This is a genomic window from Winogradskyella sp. J14-2, assembly GCF_001971725.1.
Lineage (GTDB): Bacteria > Bacteroidota > Bacteroidia > Flavobacteriales > Flavobacteriaceae > Winogradskyella.
Genome location: NZ_CP019388.1, coordinates 1,162,662 through 1,178,816, shown reverse-complemented (window position 1 = coordinate 1,178,816; position 16,155 = coordinate 1,162,662). Strand labels below are relative to the sequence as shown.

At 33.8% G+C, this 16,155-nt stretch carries 15 protein-coding genes; 5 read left to right on the top strand and 10 right to left on the bottom strand.

The window, feature by feature from the left end:
- Positions 1 to 55: 55 nt before the first annotated feature.
- Positions 56 to 889 (top strand): universal stress protein, encoded by an 834-nt coding sequence (locus BWZ20_RS05520; RefSeq protein ID WP_076617422.1) that lies wholly within the window; start codon positions 56 to 58, stop codon positions 887 to 889.
- 138 nt (positions 890 to 1,027) lie between these two features.
- On the opposite strand, the gene BWZ20_RS05515 is transcribed toward BWZ20_RS05520, so the two are convergent.
- The 3 genes from BWZ20_RS05515 to BWZ20_RS05505 form a co-directional block, all read right to left on the bottom strand.
- On the bottom strand, positions 1,028 to 1,861 hold the full coding sequence (locus BWZ20_RS05515; RefSeq protein ID WP_076617419.1) for a universal stress protein: 834 nt from the start codon (positions 1,859 to 1,861) through the stop codon (positions 1,028 to 1,030).
- A 168-nt stretch (positions 1,862 to 2,029) separates the two neighbouring features.
- Positions 2,030 to 2,212 (bottom strand): hypothetical protein, encoded by a 183-nt coding sequence (locus BWZ20_RS05510; RefSeq protein ID WP_076617416.1) that lies wholly within the window; start codon positions 2,210 to 2,212, stop codon positions 2,030 to 2,032.
- A 36-nt stretch (positions 2,213 to 2,248) separates the two neighbouring features.
- The gene (locus BWZ20_RS05505) at positions 2,249 to 2,779 is read right to left on the bottom strand and encodes a hypothetical protein (RefSeq protein WP_157358327.1); all 531 of its coding nucleotides are present in this window, start codon (positions 2,777 to 2,779) and stop codon (positions 2,249 to 2,251) included.
- Between the two features lie 100 nt (positions 2,780 to 2,879).
- On the opposite strand from BWZ20_RS05505, the gene BWZ20_RS05500 reads away from it, so the two are divergent.
- Positions 2,880 to 3,338 (top strand): RNA methyltransferase, encoded by a 459-nt coding sequence (locus BWZ20_RS05500; RefSeq protein ID WP_076617410.1) that lies wholly within the window; start codon positions 2,880 to 2,882, stop codon positions 3,336 to 3,338.
- Here BWZ20_RS05500 and BWZ20_RS05495 read toward each other — a convergent pair.
- The 6 genes from BWZ20_RS05495 to BWZ20_RS05470 all read right to left on the bottom strand — a co-directional run bounded on the left by BWZ20_RS05495 (position 3,328) and on the right by BWZ20_RS05470 (position 10,749).
- Positions 3,328 to 6,555: a CHAT domain-containing protein gene (locus tag BWZ20_RS05495; protein ID WP_076617407.1), complete on the bottom strand. Its 3,228-nt coding sequence runs from the start codon at positions 6,553 to 6,555 to the stop codon at positions 3,328 to 3,330. The two genes, BWZ20_RS05500 and BWZ20_RS05495, sit on opposite strands and share 11 nt — an antisense overlap.
- 2 nt (positions 6,556 to 6,557) lie before the next feature.
- On the bottom strand, positions 6,558 to 7,292 hold the full coding sequence (locus BWZ20_RS05490) for a tetratricopeptide repeat protein (RefSeq protein WP_076617403.1): 735 nt from the start codon (positions 7,290 to 7,292) through the stop codon (positions 6,558 to 6,560).
- Between the two features lie 5 nt (positions 7,293 to 7,297).
- Positions 7,298 to 7,876, bottom strand: coding sequence for an RNA polymerase sigma factor (locus tag BWZ20_RS05485; protein WP_076617401.1), 579 nt, complete (start codon positions 7,874 to 7,876; stop codon positions 7,298 to 7,300).
- Positions 7,877 to 8,006: 130 nt separating this feature from the next.
- Positions 8,007 to 8,723 (bottom strand): fibronectin type III domain-containing protein, encoded by a 717-nt coding sequence (locus BWZ20_RS05480; RefSeq protein WP_076617398.1) that lies wholly within the window; start codon positions 8,721 to 8,723, stop codon positions 8,007 to 8,009.
- A gap of 59 nt (positions 8,724 to 8,782) precedes the next feature.
- Positions 8,783 to 9,943, bottom strand: a complete 1,161-nt coding sequence (locus BWZ20_RS05475; protein ID WP_076617395.1) for a hypothetical protein — start codon at positions 9,941 to 9,943, stop codon at positions 8,783 to 8,785.
- 50 nt (positions 9,944 to 9,993) lie between these two features.
- The gene (locus BWZ20_RS05470) at positions 9,994 to 10,749 is read right to left on the bottom strand and encodes a hypothetical protein (protein WP_076617393.1); all 756 of its coding nucleotides are present in this window, start codon (positions 10,747 to 10,749) and stop codon (positions 9,994 to 9,996) included.
- 90 nt (positions 10,750 to 10,839) lie between these two features.
- On the opposite strand from BWZ20_RS05470, the gene era reads away from it, so the two are divergent.
- The gene (era, locus tag BWZ20_RS05465; RefSeq protein ID WP_076617390.1) at positions 10,840 to 11,721 is read left to right on the top strand and encodes a GTPase Era; all 882 of its coding nucleotides are present in this window, start codon (positions 10,840 to 10,842) and stop codon (positions 11,719 to 11,721) included.
- Position 11,722: 1 nt separating this feature from the next.
- Here era and BWZ20_RS05460 read toward each other — a convergent pair whose 3' ends face one another.
- On the bottom strand, positions 11,723 to 12,244 hold the full coding sequence (locus tag BWZ20_RS05460; RefSeq protein ID WP_076617386.1) for a GTP-binding protein: 522 nt from the start codon (positions 12,242 to 12,244) through the stop codon (positions 11,723 to 11,725).
- A gap of 144 nt (positions 12,245 to 12,388) precedes the next feature.
- On the opposite strand from BWZ20_RS05460, the gene der reads away from it, so the two are divergent.
- Both der and BWZ20_RS05450 read left to right on the top strand, forming a co-directional pair.
- Entirely contained in the window at positions 12,389 to 13,693 is a 1,305-nt protein-coding gene (der, locus tag BWZ20_RS05455) for a ribosome biogenesis GTPase Der (RefSeq protein WP_076617383.1), read from the top strand.
- A 75-nt stretch (positions 13,694 to 13,768) separates the two neighbouring features.
- Positions 13,769 to 16,138 (top strand): T9SS type B sorting domain-containing protein, encoded by a 2,370-nt coding sequence (locus tag BWZ20_RS05450; protein ID WP_076617381.1) that lies wholly within the window; start codon positions 13,769 to 13,771, stop codon positions 16,136 to 16,138.
- The last annotated feature ends 17 nt before the right edge of the window (positions 16,139 to 16,155 follow it).

Genomic DNA, 16,155 nt, shown 5'->3' with positions numbered 1-16,155 from the left:
CAAAAGGATGACTAAAATCATGCTTAGTCTAGATAATGATTACTACTTTTAATGTATGAAAAATATACTTTTGCTTACTGATTTTTCAAAAAATTCTATAAATGCTCTACACTTTGCTTTAAAGTTGTTCAGTGGCACTAATTGTAATTTTATCGTATTGCATGTTGAAGTTGCCAATTCATTTTTAACGGATGATTTAATGACCACAGGTAATAAAAGCATTTACGATTCACTAGTTAAAACGCCCAAGAACAAATTAAAAAATATCGTTACAGATTTAGAAGCGTTATCTCGTTATGAAGCTTATAATTTTGAAATGCTTATAGACCATGATGTGTTTGTAGATTCAATTAATCAGGTGGTAGCCTCTAGAGCCATCGATCTAATCGTTATGGGAACCAATGGTGCTACTGGAGCTAAAGAGGTTATATTTGGCAGTAATACTATAAACGTTATTAGAAAGGTTGCTTGCCCAACACTCGTAATCCCTGAGAATTTTGAGTATAGGCCTGCAGAAGAAATTTTATTACCATTGGATTTAAATAATTCTATTAATGGTAATGCGTTTTCGAATCTACTAACCTTTGCAAAAACACACTCTAAAAAGCTCCATATTTTAAGGATAAAACCAAACAATGAAGTTTCAACAGAGGAACTTAAAGACCAACAATATTTAGAAACATATTTGATCGGTTTTAACTACAAGTATCATGTTGTTAACAACGCGTCTATGCATCATGTCGTAAACGCTTATGTGCAAACGCATAGTATAGATTTAATTGCTTTGCTGGTGCAGAGAGAAAGTCTTTTCGAAAGATTCTTTACTGGTTCATCAACAACAGAGATTAGTAAAAAACTAAGAGCTCCTTTGTTAGTCTTTCATGTTTAAACACACCATAGTTATAATTTAAGACTTTATCATTTTACTTTTAGAGGTTAAGCCTTTTTTAAGATGTAATGCTCTAAGTGTTGTAGATACTACAGAAAATTTACGCATTAATTCTATAAAGTTTTTGGATTAGGAGCCTTATGCTGGTATCACCATAAATGGTGTGTTTAGGTGCATAGCAATTTTTGAAATTGTTGGTTTAAAGAAAAGATTTTCAAAAAATGTATGTTTATTATTTATCATTACCAGAAGTTCAGACTTATATTTTTGCTGGTAATTATAGACAACCTCTGTAATGTCTTTTTCTTTTAATATCTCGAATGAGGTATTGTAATCTGTAAATGTTTCTTTGATGAATTCTTTATGTACTTTTTGTTTGGATGTAAGCCCTAATATTGAAACATGCAGAAGATTGATACTGCTTTTATGTAATTTTAATATGTTTAGTATAGGTAGAAAATGCTTATTTCTAAACGTAATGTTTAAATCTGATGGGAATAATATATTCTCCAAGCCTACAAGCTTATAGTCATCTGGTATAGCTATGACTGGGCAACAACGTTTGTTTATAACCTGTATGGTGTTGCTACCAAAAACCACGCGGTCAGAGTCTGTTGCACCTTTGGTTCCCATAACGATAATATCAATATTGTTGTTTAATACTGTGTTAGAGATACGATCTGGCAAAAAACCACTTACGACTTCTACTTCAAACTCTTGGTTTTTACCGTGTTTGTGCATTAAAGACAATGCAAATTCATAAAGCCGCTCTTTAGATTCTTCTTGGAGAAGTTTGTGAACATCCTTTCCTATTAATCCTTTTTCTATTTGATATTCATATGAAAAAATGACTGGAGGGTAGCAGTGTAAAAAGTGAAATTTACAGTCTTCATTTTTATACAATTCTAAGGCATAGATAATAGCATTTTCAGAATTTTTTGAAAAATCGGTAGGTAATAAGACAGATAACATAATCAGAGGATTTTATGGTTCGTAGTATTTAAAGTTATCACTAAGATTTAAAACCTCTTATGATATTTGTCAGCTAAAAAATTAATTAACAGAAGGTTAGTGTTAAATTTTGTTGAAGTTAAAAATGATTGCTCACTTTTGAGCAATCATTTTTAATTGTAAAAAAAGCTAAGCTAAATGCGGTTGTTTGGCCACGGCATTAGAAAATCTAAATTGATATTCTGGACTGTGAAGCATTTTGTAGTAAAGATGTTCGTTTACCTTAACTGGGATTTCTAGATTAGGGAATTTAATAAGGTAAGCATTTCCTTTTTTACTAACTAATCTAACTTCAATAGGTTGTTTCTTCATAATCTAATTGTTTTAAAAATTAAACCATAAAAATTATTACACCTGCTTTTTTTCGATGGTCTTAGTTTTATTTTCTTTAGGTTCTGGTGGGATAATGTATCTGTTCTCGTTGTTAAAAAAGTTTTGTCGCATCGCTTCCATTTGCTTCATTATTTCATCCATATTTAGGAATCCAGTAGGCATACGATTAGAAAAGAAATCGTCTTTAAAAAAGTCATCATAAAAAAACTGTTTCATAATCGAGTCGTGTTCTGCGAAATCATTTAGGTTAGGAGACTGTAGCATAGAAAAACGCTTTTGCATCATGGTGTGCATTTGGTTAAAAATGCTATCATTCTCCATACCTTTTATGTTTCCGGAAGAGGACCAACTATAAATAGAATCGTAACGAATAATATTCCCGTTTTCATCTACTTCTTTATTTACTTCCCAATTAGCTTTTGGTTTTTGAAGGCTGTCTCTTTGAATTTCTAAATCTGAAGGATTTTTGGAAGAATTCTCAGTGTCTTGTGCATTACAGCTTGTAGCTAAAATTGCTACAAATAAAAAGAGCATTACTTTTTTCATTTCTATCAATTTTAAATTAGACTTCGCTCTTCTTAAAATCAAAGAAAATGCCATTTCAGTATGAACTTACATTTTGTCAGTATGTCTTATTTTTGCGACTATGACAGACAATTTTGTAAACGAATTTTTTGGTATTGGCATACAAAATGGCAAAACCCCAGAGAATCTTGGCGTACTATGGCGCTCAGCACAAAACTTAGGTGCCAGTTTTATTTTTACCATTGGTAATAGATATGCTAAGCAAGCGTGTGATACACACAATGCTGTAAAATCCATGCCTTATTTTCATTACGACACGTTTGATGAGTTTTTTAATAATTTGCCTAAAGGTGCCAGGTTAGTAGGTGTAGAATTAACGGATGAAGCAGTAGAATTAGAGACGTTTCATCATCCAAGACGATGTGTATATCTTTTGGGAGCAGAAGACCATGGGCTCTCTAAGCAAGCCATAGATAAGAGTCATTTTTTAGTAAAATTTAAATCGCAACTAAGCCTAAATGTATCGGTTGCTGGTAGTATTGTAATGTATGATAGAGGTATAGATAAGCCTAGGTCTTAGCACTTCTGTTTCTCAACATAAAATAAAGAATAAAGACAATAGCAATAATCAAAATTATCCAAACCCACCAGTTGTTGCTAACCTCTAAATCAATTGCTGTAGTATCGCCTATTAAAACTAAACCAGCCCAATATTGAGGCGCAACAGTTCTGCCTTCTGCAGTAGAAATATATGTGAGCTTTGCAGCTTTTAGGGCTTTATCTTTTTCTAAACCTTTTGAGATATTGTCATAAAAATATTCGAGAATTTTACTACTAGATTGTTCGTCAATTTTCCATAGACTTGTTAAAATACTTTCGCTACCAGCATAATTAAAGGCATGTGCTAATGATATCATGCCTTCTCCGGGTTGGTAGCTTGGTTTCCCAGTTTCACAGGCTGTTAAAATGGCAAGATTAGAGGCTAAGTTTTGATTGTAAATTTCGTAGGTGTATAATGAGTTATCATCTTCATCTGTATTTTTTGCAAAGATTAATCTCGAAAACTCGGGCGAAATATTATCTGACTCGGCGTGAGTGCCAATATGAATGATTTTATGTTCTCTCGCATTTTCTGTAAAAATACGTTTTGAGGCTTGTTCGTTTAAAAATGAATTGCCATTAAATAACCTTGAATAACTTTTAGTTAAATTTTTAGCAAAGGGTTGAGATAGTAGTTTTAAATAGCTATAATCTAACTCTACCGTATCCTTTATGGCAATTTTATAATTGGTTTTCATAGCTTCGTTAAACTCTGGTGCAAACCCAATAAAATTAGAATCGTAGCCAATAGGTTGGCTATTTTTATCTATAAGAAACAAGCTATAATTATAGGAAATAGTATGCTTAGCCAATAAACTATGCATACTAAAATCTTTATAATCCTTACATTTTTTTGAGGTTAGTAACTCAAAGCTTAGATTAAAAAGTTCTTTGTCTGGGATAATTATTACTTTTTCTGTTTTAATTTGATTTTTAATTGGTTTCCAGAGGATGTTATATAATTCTGATTGAAGTTGAAAGGTGGGTTGAAGTGCCTCAGTTTTGCCATTAAGTTGAGCTACTAATGACTTAATATTTTTTGATTCTAATTCTGCCATAGCAACAGAAAAAGCATTTACTACAAATGCATAAAGTCTATCTTCAATAAACATATACCTTACCAGAGTTGACGATTCAGAAATGTTTTGGTTTAGGTTGTTTAAAGTTTGCGAGATTGATGCATATTTTAAGCTATAATATTTCGGGTAATCTGTCTTTAGCTCATCTAAAAAATTTAACCATTTTTTTTCATTATTTATATAACTACTAATTGATGAGTTATCGTCTAAAAATGTATTGAGGTTCTCTTTTAATTGTCTTTCCTTTTCTAAGATTTCACTCGGTAAATTTGCCGTTAACTCCGTAGATTTTGAATTAAGCCGATTTCTAATTTTATGATAAATCATAGACTCATGGTAGCTTAATAGTGCTTTGAGGTAATCCTTGTTTTTGGTAAGTTTGTAGAGTTTTAAGTTTAATATTTTAGCAACCATAAAAACATCTAGGTTATCTTGTATTAAGATGGCTGCAGTATTATCTCCTGAGATCAAAGATTTTTGGTTTTCTAAAAGTTGTATAGCATTTTCAATTTCTAATAGTTGGGCTTTTAAAAAGGCTTCATTTTCTGTGGTATTCAATTTTAAATTGATTTTCACTTTGGTCATAATAGCACTTACTTTACTGCTTTCTAACTTTAAGGTATTTAGTTTACTGTTTTTTATAAATTCTTTAGAATTGATTAAGTCTAACGCTTTGTTACTATAGAGCAGAGCGTTGTTGTAATCTTTGTTTTGGTAATAGATGTCTGCTAAATTCAATACCTGATAATACTCTAAAAGTGTTTTTTCGCCTTGATTGGTTTTAATGTATTCTAAGGCTTCGTTTGCCATAGAGAGAGCTTTTTCCTTGTTATTGATTTTTGAAAAGAAATTAGAAGCATTAATTGTAAAATTTAAGTATTGTTCGTCGTAATAGTTTCCGAGCGAGACCTTAAAGTATTCTTCGCTTTTATTGAAGTAGGTTTGGGCTTTGTCTTTGTGATTTAGTTCTGAGTGAATTAATGCTTTGCCATAATAAGCATCGGCCAACCAAAAGTTATAATCTCCGTTAGTATTGTTGAGTTTTTCTATGCCTTCGTTTAATAGGTGTTCGGCTTCTTCAAAATTTTTAAGAGCTACTTCTATTTTTCCTAAAAGAACTTTTCCTTTGGCTATTTCTGAACTTTCGGGTGTTAGGTTCTTACGTTTTAATCGAAATGCATAGTTAAGTAATTGTTTAGCCTTTTTGTAATCTCCAATATCTTTATATAAACCAGCGTAGTTCTCTATGGCCTGAAACAAGAATTCTTGGGCATGTGTTCGTCTTGCATCGCTAATATCTTCTTTTAAAAACGCATTAAGATTATTAACTGTTGTACGCATAGCATTAATAGAAGCATCTAAATCCCCTTTTATACTATAAATACCGGCAATGTTATTATTTAATGATGCTGATCTATAGTACTTGTTCCAAGGTGTTTGCTCTAGAGATTTTAATGTCTTATCTGCATTTTTGTAATAATAGATAGCGCTATCAAATTTAGAGGTATACCACATCATAGCACCCAAGGAATTGTAGGTTATATAATAGCTGTCTTGGGTTGAGGTAGCGTCGCTTTTTAATGAACTCAAAGCTTTTTTGTGATATTTTGTGGCCGTTGTTAAATCACCCAACCGCGAATAAAACACACCTAGGTTACTTTCAATCATAGCTAAATCTTTACCCGTTGCTTCGGGCATTTTCTTGGTAATCCTCAAAGCTTTTAGATTATAATCTTTTGCAGTTTCAGAATCACCAATAGATTCATAAAACGATCCTGTTTCTAATGCTAATTGCCTAAGTGCTTTTTGGTTGTTGGTTAATGCTTCAATTCTAGTTTCAAAATCTTCAATAACTTTTATTGCTGAGGTTGTATTATTGATTTTAGATTCTATCTGACCTAAATAATAAACATAGTCCATAAGCTCATAAAATTGATTTGCATCAATGAGCGAATCCATCTGATTTTTTGTGAATATTTTTGCGACGTTATACGCATCATTTTTTAAAAATCCGTCTAATGTTCTTAGATTGTTTTGATGAAAATTTTGAGAATTTAAGCCATTAAAAACACCCACTAATACCAAAAGTAGAAGCGTTATATATTTAGGTTTGTACATCTTTAATTTAATTTTTTGAGTAGGTCTTTTGCCTTGGTAAAATTAGATTTGCCCAAATATTCTCTGGCGTTTTCTATGTTGTTGTTTTTTAAATAGATTAATCCGAGATAATAATATGCTTCACTTTTAAATATTGAATGCTCTTGTTTGGTAACATTTTGAAAATAAGAAACAGCTTCGTTTTCCTTTTTATCTGCTAATAAAGCCGAACCTACAAAATAATTTAGTGTGTCATTATTAATTTTGGTCTTAAGTCCATTGGTCCATGTTTTTAGAGCTTCTCTGTAATGTCCTTGTTTGTAAGACACCATGGCTTCATAAAATGCATAATTGTCATTAGTACCCATAGTTGTTGGTAAGCCAGGATCTGGTGTATAAAAATCAGCATATAATTGCGCGTTAGATTTTCTGTTTAAGAACCAAAAACTACCTGCTGCTATAATGAAAGCAGCGGCTACTGCAATTTTTTTCCATTGCAGGGATTTTACTTTTGGGTTAAACGAAATGGTGTCTTTATCGTTAGCTGTGAGATCATTATGAAATCTATCGAGCTGTTCTTTTAGCGCTTGGGTTTCAATACCTGTTAAAACGGTTTTGATATTGTCAACTTTTGTGGCGAATCCTTCTTCGTTCTGTAATCGGTTTTTAAAAATTTGCAAGTCTTCTTTTGAAAGCGAATTATTTAAATAGGCTTCAATGCGCTCAAATTCGTCTTGTGTTATATTATTTAAGTTCATTGCTATTAATTATTATTTAGGGCTATTTGTCTCAATTTTTGCATACAACGGTATTTTTTATTTCGTGTTGAGGCAGCATCCAATTGCAATTCCTTGGCAATATTTTTCATAGATTTCTTTTCGAAATAAAACTTACGCAGTAAGCTTTTGCAGGCATCACCTAAATTTTTAAAGGCATGCATTACATCTTCTAATCGTTTATCTTTTAAAATGTCATCATCTATACCATTGTTTTCTTCATCTTTTATTTCAAAATAGGACATTTGAGACGCCACAATAGTTTTTTTATAGCCTTGCGAGCGCAGAACATCCATCCATTTATTCTTAGCTATGGTGTACAAATAGCCATTAATAGATGCTTCACTTTGAGGAATAAATTTATCTTGTTTTACATTTTGCCAAACGGCCAAAAAGGCCTCTTGGTAAATATCTTTAGCATACGCTTTGGTACCGTTGTTTTTTAGAACTAAAATTTCAATTTTTGGGTAGTTGTTATTGTATATGCGTTTTAGTGTAATAGCGTCATTACGCTTTATCGCATCAACCATTTGTAGTGTATTGTTGGTTTTGTATGCTTCCCTCATGTTAATAGCTAATCATGAGTAAGATACGATTATTTCATTTTAACACAAATAGTTATGAGGTGAAACAACACTTTAATCAGATAAAAGAATCTTATCTGATTAAAGTGTTATCAAATCTTAGTTTTAATCATTATTGTTGGCCAACAATTATGGTTACTCTGGCTGTGGCATCAACGGCTTCACAATTGGCTATTGCACTTTCTAAGTAAACTAGCGAACCGCTACCTGTACTTGTATTAGCATGGTAAACTCCTGGTGTATATTCTGTTAGATGGCTAGATCCAGAACCTACATTATTTCCTGTTGGCAAGTTAGATTCTGGTGTCCAAGAATATGTTCTTCCTACATTAGATGGTATAGGGTCTGGAGCGTAATCTAAAATTTCTACATGATAACTTATGGCATCTTCAACAGCATTTATTTCAAAATAATTAACTATGCCATAACCGCCTGCACCTTCCCACCATCTGCATTCAATATCTACTTCAAAGATGATAACTTCTGGTTCTGTGGTGAAAAAATACGTTGCCTGAGAAGTGCCACCATTGCCGTCTCTTGCTTCTACATAGCCTTCGTATAATGTTTCAGGTTCCAAGCCCGAAAAACTATAGGATAAAGTCGTTCCTCCGGATGCTATTTCTTGTCCATCTAAAATAATAGCATAAGTGACGTCATCTCCATCAGGATCTAGAGATTCGGTCCATTCAATTGTTGCTCCATCAAATCTTATGTCTATGGTGTTTGCGGAAAAAATACCCGGATCCATATTGTTTTCATTGTCACTGTCTTCAGATGAACAGTTGAACAAGAGTAATGCAATTACTGTGGTGTAGATAATTTTTTTCATAATAAATTGTTATAAGTGGTTTTTGTTTTAAATCGTAAATGGTGCTTTTTGTCATCAAATTAATTTTCAATATTGAATTGCGACCATTCTGTTTGGTTGATTCTCTGGTCTGCTCGTGGATCGTAATTTGGGTTATCCGTTCCAAAATATTTTCCATTATTATTAACCCAATAATATTTGCTACCAGCTTGTACGTTATAATGTTCACCTGTGTTGTGATTGGATATGATGTTGCGTTCACCAATCATATTTACAGTTTTAGATTGGCCGTGAGATGTCATATCGCTACGCTTTAGGTAACCTGAATGGCTAATATCTAATATGTCGCTATATGTATTGGCAACACTAGATGAGAAACCAGAATTAGAACTGTTGAGCTTTATTGCATCCATCCTTGCTTGGTGTGCCCTGAATTGTTGATTTGCCTTTTGGGCTGCAATTTGATTTTTACGATATAACCAATCTGTATTGTGCTGTTCGCTTAAGGTCATGTCTATTAATATCTTCTTGGCATCTTCAAATTTTGATGCTGGCGATTCAATATGTTGATTTAAAAATCCCCAAGAGAGCTGATTGTATGTTTTGTAAATGGTCTTTCTTAAGATGGTGAGGTATTTTCTGCCCTTATCATCCTGCCATTCTAAGCCAGCACTCTGAGTTTCTATTTGTGTTGGTTGTGATTTAAAATTTAAGTCTAAAAAGGCTTTAGACTTTTCTGCAACTTTTGGAAGTGAAAATGATCCTATAAATTTTAGATTGTTTTCATTAGCATAAGGCATAAAGAACGTTTCAACGATTTGATTTATAGACATTGGATATTGGTTAGGAGTTCCTGACATTTGGTAGGTTTGTAGCATTGCATAATCTTCAGTGTAAGAGTACAGATTAGATATTTGTATCCTGCCAATCTTCATGTCGTTTGGACCTTCATATTGGTATTGTTTATCGTTTTTTAGTCGTTTCCAGCCTTTTGGTAATGCAATTCTTCCAGAGACCATATTTACAGTAGGGTCGAAATTTTCAAAATATTGATAATTACCTGTATGATTCTTTTGCTCTGTTACATCCTGCTGTTGGTTTTGTGGTTCTGTAAGGTCGTTTTCAACTTCAATAGTATCTCCATTTGCTAAATCATTTATGTTTGGATTTTGCTGTTCGCCTTTACAAGAAAAGCATAAAAGGAGTAATGCACTTAATATTTTAATGACGCTAACTTTCATAATATGTTTGGTTTTATGATACTTGTATAACATTAATTGACTAACACGGTTTACGGTACGTTAGGATCGTTATCATCAGGATCTCTTAGAATATCAAATCCATCCATGTCATTATCTACAATACCACCACTCTCGTTGACGTAGAGTTGATAATTTATAGGTAAAAATGTATTGGCAACTTGAGCATCGTATTCAGCTTCTGGTGCAGTAACTACAGAAACTGTAATGTAAGTTGAGCTTGCAGCATAAGTTGTAATAACCCAAACTTGTGCTATACGACCATCAAAGCGAAGCAGTCTTGCATTAAATTCCATGGGAATTGTAGCAAAAACCTGTTGTTTAAATTCTGAGCAAAGGACTTCTGGTGTGCCATTAAAGCCATAAAAGTTGAATAGGGTATTAATCTCATTGGCAATAAAATTTTGAGAAGGAATTTGTTGTCCAATCACGGAACTAGAAGGTACCCAACGAAAGAGAACTTCATTATCATTTCTAAATACATTAACACCAATGGTTTGGGTTTGCGGATCTGTTAACTCAAAAGCCGTAAAGCCTTGTGGAATTGTAAAACCTAAGAGTGGTTGTAGGCTATGGATAAATTGCTGACCTGGATTTTGAATTACGGGTACTTGAGATAAACCTGTTGGTCTGGCATTGGCAAAATCCCAGTATAAGCCTGTGTAACCTATAGCATTGATACAAGAAGATTCGCGGTTGTTAATGTTTTGATTGTTGTTATCATCCGATGAGCAGGCTGTTAGAGCACATATTAAAATTAATAAGATTAGGGTTTTAAAGCGATACATAAGAAATGGTTTTTTAGTTCATTTCTTATGAATCGTCGTTATTTTAAAATGTCATCATTAATAATATTACCTTTGTTAAAATTTTAATACATGCATAAAGCTGGTTTTGTAAATATTATTGGTAATCCAAACGTTGGTAAATCTACCTTGATGAATGCTTTTGTTGGAGAAAAGCTGTCCATTATAACCTCTAAAGCACAAACGACAAGACACCGAATTTTGGGAATTGTTAATGGTGAAGACTTCCAAGTTGTGTTAAGTGATACACCAGGAATCATAAAACCAGCTTATGAGTTGCAAGCCTCTATGATGGATTTTGTAAAATCTGCTTTTGAAGATGCTGATGTATTGATTTACATGGTAGAAATAGGTGAGAAGGAACTTAAGGATGAAGCCTTTTTTAAGAAAATTACCAACTCTAAAATACCAGTATTATTACTACTGAATAAAATTGATACTTCTAATCAAGAACAACTAGAAGAACAAGCAGAGCTTTGGCAAAGTAAGGTGCCCAATGCTGAGTTTTATCCAATTTCTGCGCTTAACGGATTTAATGTTAAGAACGTATTTCAAAGAATTGTAGAGTTATTGCCAGAGTCTCCACCATTTTATCCTAAAGACCAGTTAACGGATAAGCCAGAACGTTTTTTTGTTAATGAGGCTATTAGAGAAAAGATATTACTTCATTACAAAAAGGAAATCCCATATTCTGTTGAGGTAGATACTGAAGAGTTTTTCGAAGAAGAAAATATCATTAGAATCCGTTCTGTTATTATGGTAGAGCGCGAAACGCAAAAAGGAATTATTATTGGTCATAAAGGTACTGCTTTAAAACGTGTTGGAGTAGAAGCCAGAAAAGATTTAGAAAAGTTTTTTGGTAAGCAAATTCACTTAGAATTGTACGTTAAGGTGAACAAAAATTGGCGATCTAATCAAAAACAGTTAAAACGATTTGGGTATAACCAAAAGTAGTTTAGGTTATAGCGTGTATATCTTTACTTCGCAACGTATCTCGCATAAAGTGATGTAATTGATGCATTTGCTCCATACCAGCTTTTTTACCAAGTCTCCCACTAAAGTAGAGAGCAAACCATACGATTATCATAAGTAAGGTGACAAAAAGTTGTATGGCAAAACTACTTCCTAAAGACCAATTAACGTAAGCCCAAATCCCAAAGCCAATAAAGAAACCAGCAACGGCAAAATGAAGAAACATAAACATGGTCCAAACCGTTGGGTTAGGACCAAATAGACCATAAATGGTACTTAGCTGTTTATTGTCGTAATCCTCATTAATTTCAAGATGTAACTGTGGAGACCAAAAGTGCTGCTTCGCTTTTGGTATTTTAATAAAGACATGGTCATCCACGCGTGTTACAATAAAGTCAGACTGATTTTTACTTGTAGTTTCAAATAAAGAAAGCAGGCTTTCATTGCTATGACTAACATTGAATTTAAATCGAGGCCTTAAAACTATGTCGTTAGAAAGTTCCATTGCAAAAAGATATAAGAACCAATGTACATATTTTCTTATTGAAACTCAAGGCTTAAATTCTAATTTGATAAAACGTATATCTAAAATTAAACCCTACCTTTGCTACCGCTTACAGGATATGTAATGCAGATTAAATAAAAATTTATGGGAAATATAGTTGCAATAGTAGGAAGGCCAAACGTTGGTAAATCAACATTTTTTAATCGCTTAATTAAAAGACGCGAAGCTATAGTTGATGCCGTTAGTGGTGTAACAAGAGATCGCCATTATGGTAAAACCGATTGGAATGGAAGAGAATTTTCTGTTATCGATACAGGTGGATACGTAGTTGGAAGTGATGATATCTTTGAGGCCGAAATTGATAAGCAGGTAGAGCTAGCAATAGATGAAGCTGATGCTATCATTTTTATGGTCGATGTAGAAACTGGTGTTACTGGTATGGATGAGGATGTGGCTAAACTATTGCGAAAAGTGGAAAAACCTGTTTTCCTTGTTGTAAATAAAGTAGATAATAATAAACGCGCAGAGGATGCTGTTGAATTTTATTCGCTTGGTTTAGGAGACTACTATACCATTGCGAGCATTAATGGTAGCGGTACAGGAGATTTATTAGATGCTGTTGTAGAAGCCTTACCAGAAAAAGAAGAGGTAGAAGAAGAGCAACTGCCAAGGTTTGCTGTAGTTGGTCGTCCCAATGCTGGTAAATCGTCCTTTATAAATGCTCTAATAGGTGAAGATCGTTATATCGTTACAGATATTGCAGGTACCACAAGAGATTCTATAGATACCAAGTATAATCGTTTTGGATTTGAGTTTAATTTAGTAGATACAGCAGGTATTCGTCGTAAATCAAAAGTAAAAGAAGATTTAGAGTTTTATTCTGTAATGCGCAGTGTTAGAGCTATTGAACATTGTGATGTGTGTTTACTGATTTTAGATGCAACACGAGGGTTTGATGGCCAAGTACAAAATATTTTTTGGTTAGCTGAACGCAACAGGAAAGGAATTGTAATCCTTGTAAATAAGTGGGATTTGGTTGAAAAAGATAATAAAACTGCCAAAGAATTTGAAAAACACATCAGACAAGAAATAGCACCATTTACAGATGTCCCAATAGTGTTTATTTCGGTATTAAATAAACAACGCATATTTAAAGCGATTGAAATGGCTGTTGAGGTCTATAAAAACCGAGCTAAGCGCATAAAGACTAGTGTTTTAAACGAGATACTTTTACCGATCATAGAGCACAACCCTCCACCTGCTTTCAAAGGAAAGTACGTAAAGATAAAGTACATTATGCAACTGCCAACTCCACAACCTCAGTTTGCTTTTTTCTGTAATTTACCACAATACATCAAAGATCCATACAGACGTTTTTTAGAAAATCAATTAAGAGATCATTTCGATTTTACAGGTGTGCCAGTAAGTGTATACATGCGTAAAAAATAGTATCTTTATGCAGCTATGAAAAAGTTATCGCAAAACTTAATATTTTTATTTTGCTTTGCATGCTGTTATATAAGTATGTCACAGAGTCCACCGCAAATTTTTGTTGACGGGAATCAACTCTATTGCGGTGAGGAGCCAATGCCAATAGTTACGGATGTTAATATTAGTGGAGGCGAAGGAACATTAGATGAGGTTTTTGTTCAGATTGCTACTGGATATAGTCTTGGATCTGACGAGCTTTTTTTAATGGGTAATCATCCTCAAATTTCAGCGTCATGGTCTATCGCAACAGGATTGCTCACGCTTACAGGCCCAGCTCCATTGGCAGCGTTTGAAAATGCTATACGAGATATACGTTTTCAAACTACTGAAAGTAATTTTACACAAGATAAGTTTTTCTCTGTTAATTTGGGCGAAGCTAATTTTCTACCTGCTACTGGCCATTATTATTTTTATGTATCTGACCTTGGAATAAGCTGGACTGCGGCCAGACAAGCAGCATCTGAGCAAACATATTTTGGTTTACAAGGGTATTTAGCAACCATAACCACACCAGAAGAGGTGCAATTAACAGGTGAGCAAGCACAAGGCACCGGATGGATAGGCGGTTCAGACCAAACTCAAGAAGGAGTTTGGCGCTGGGAAACTGGGCCAGAAGCCGGTCAGGTTTTTTGGAACGGTGCCGTAAGTGGTAGCGCACCAGAGGGCATGTTTTCATTTTGGAATAATGGTGAACCAAATAATTTAGGTGAAGAAGATTATGCGCATATAACAGATCCTGATATCGGAATCTTGGGATCCTGGAATGACCTTGCTAATCAAGGCGATGACCCTTCAAGTCCATATTATCCGCAAGGCTATGTTGTAGAGTTTGGTGGCATGGAAGGAGACCCAGAAATAAATGTATCTGGTAATTCTGTAATTGTAATGCCAAAGACATCAATTTCTACTACAGACGTTTGTGGTGAGGGTTTGGCACAAATTAATCTTACCACAAATGTAGATGAGGTATTTTGGTATGCTACCGAAACATCTGCTGAAATTATAAATACAGGTTTTAGCTATGAGATTTTTATCGACACCAATACTACATATTATGTACTGCCTTTATTTAACGGCTGTACTAATGGTGTTAGAATACCAATTACTGTAAACGCTTTTACAACGCCTATAGCCAATGATATTACTATAATACAATGTGATGATGAAATTGCTGATGGTCTATCTAACTTTAACCTCAGTACTTATACAGATGATATCGTTAGAAATGAACAAGGTCAGGTAATCCCTATTTGGGATATTTCTTTTTTTGCAGATGAGGATTTAACAATTCCTATAGATGGAACGAGTTATACGAATACTTCAAATAATCAAATGGTATACGCTAGGGTTAGCGATGAGTTTACGGGTTGTTTTAATAGCTCTGAAGTTACATTGCAAGTCAACTCTTCAGACGGAATAGCAGCAAACATTGAAGTGTGCGATGATTTCATTGTAGATGGTTTTAATTTTTTTGATGTAACAGAAGCTGATAGTCAGATTTTAGAAAATTCACCGGTAAATGCGACTATAGGCTATTATTTAACCTATAATGACGCACTGCTAAAAGTTAATGAAATTGTTGCTAATTATTTTAACGAAGTAGCCTATAGCCAAACCATTTATGCTAGAGTAGATATAGATGATACATGTTATGCTATTAATGAAGTAACCCTTACAGTTAAAGACCTGCCAAATATTACACAATATGAAGAAGTGTATTATTGTTTAAATACATATCCAGATACCATTACTATCTCAGGAGGTATACTGGATGACATCCCAAATAACTATGCCTATGATTGGTCAACAGGAGAAACCACTATAAATATTGACGTTAATGAAATAGGTGATTACCAAGTATTGGTAACCAGACCCGCTGGATGTACCAATAGAAGAACTGTTAGGGTCCTTCCTTCCAGCGCAGCGGTTATTGAAACTATTGAGGTAACCGATATATCAGAAAATAATACAGTAACCGTTTTAGTGTCTGGTGAGGGCGAATACGTATATGCTCTAGATAACCAAAACGGACCATATCAAGTCTCTAATATTTTCGAGGACGTATCTGCAGGCATTCATACCGTTTATGTAAAAGATATAAAGGCAGATTGCGGTATTGTTTCTGAGGATATCTCAGTTTTAGGATTTCCAAAGTTTTTTACACCAAATGGTGACACAATAAATGATACGTGGCAGATAAAGGGATTTAGCTCTCAGTTTCCTGCAGCCGCAACAATTAAAATTTTTAATCGATACGGAAAACTCCTCACAATCCTTAATCCGTCTAACTCGCAATGGGATGGTAATTATAATGGAAAACTGTTACCATCTGATGACTACTGGTTTGAAGCAACACTGGCTGATGGAAGAGTTTTTAAAGGGCACTTTACTTTAAAACGATAATACAAACGTCGCAGTAT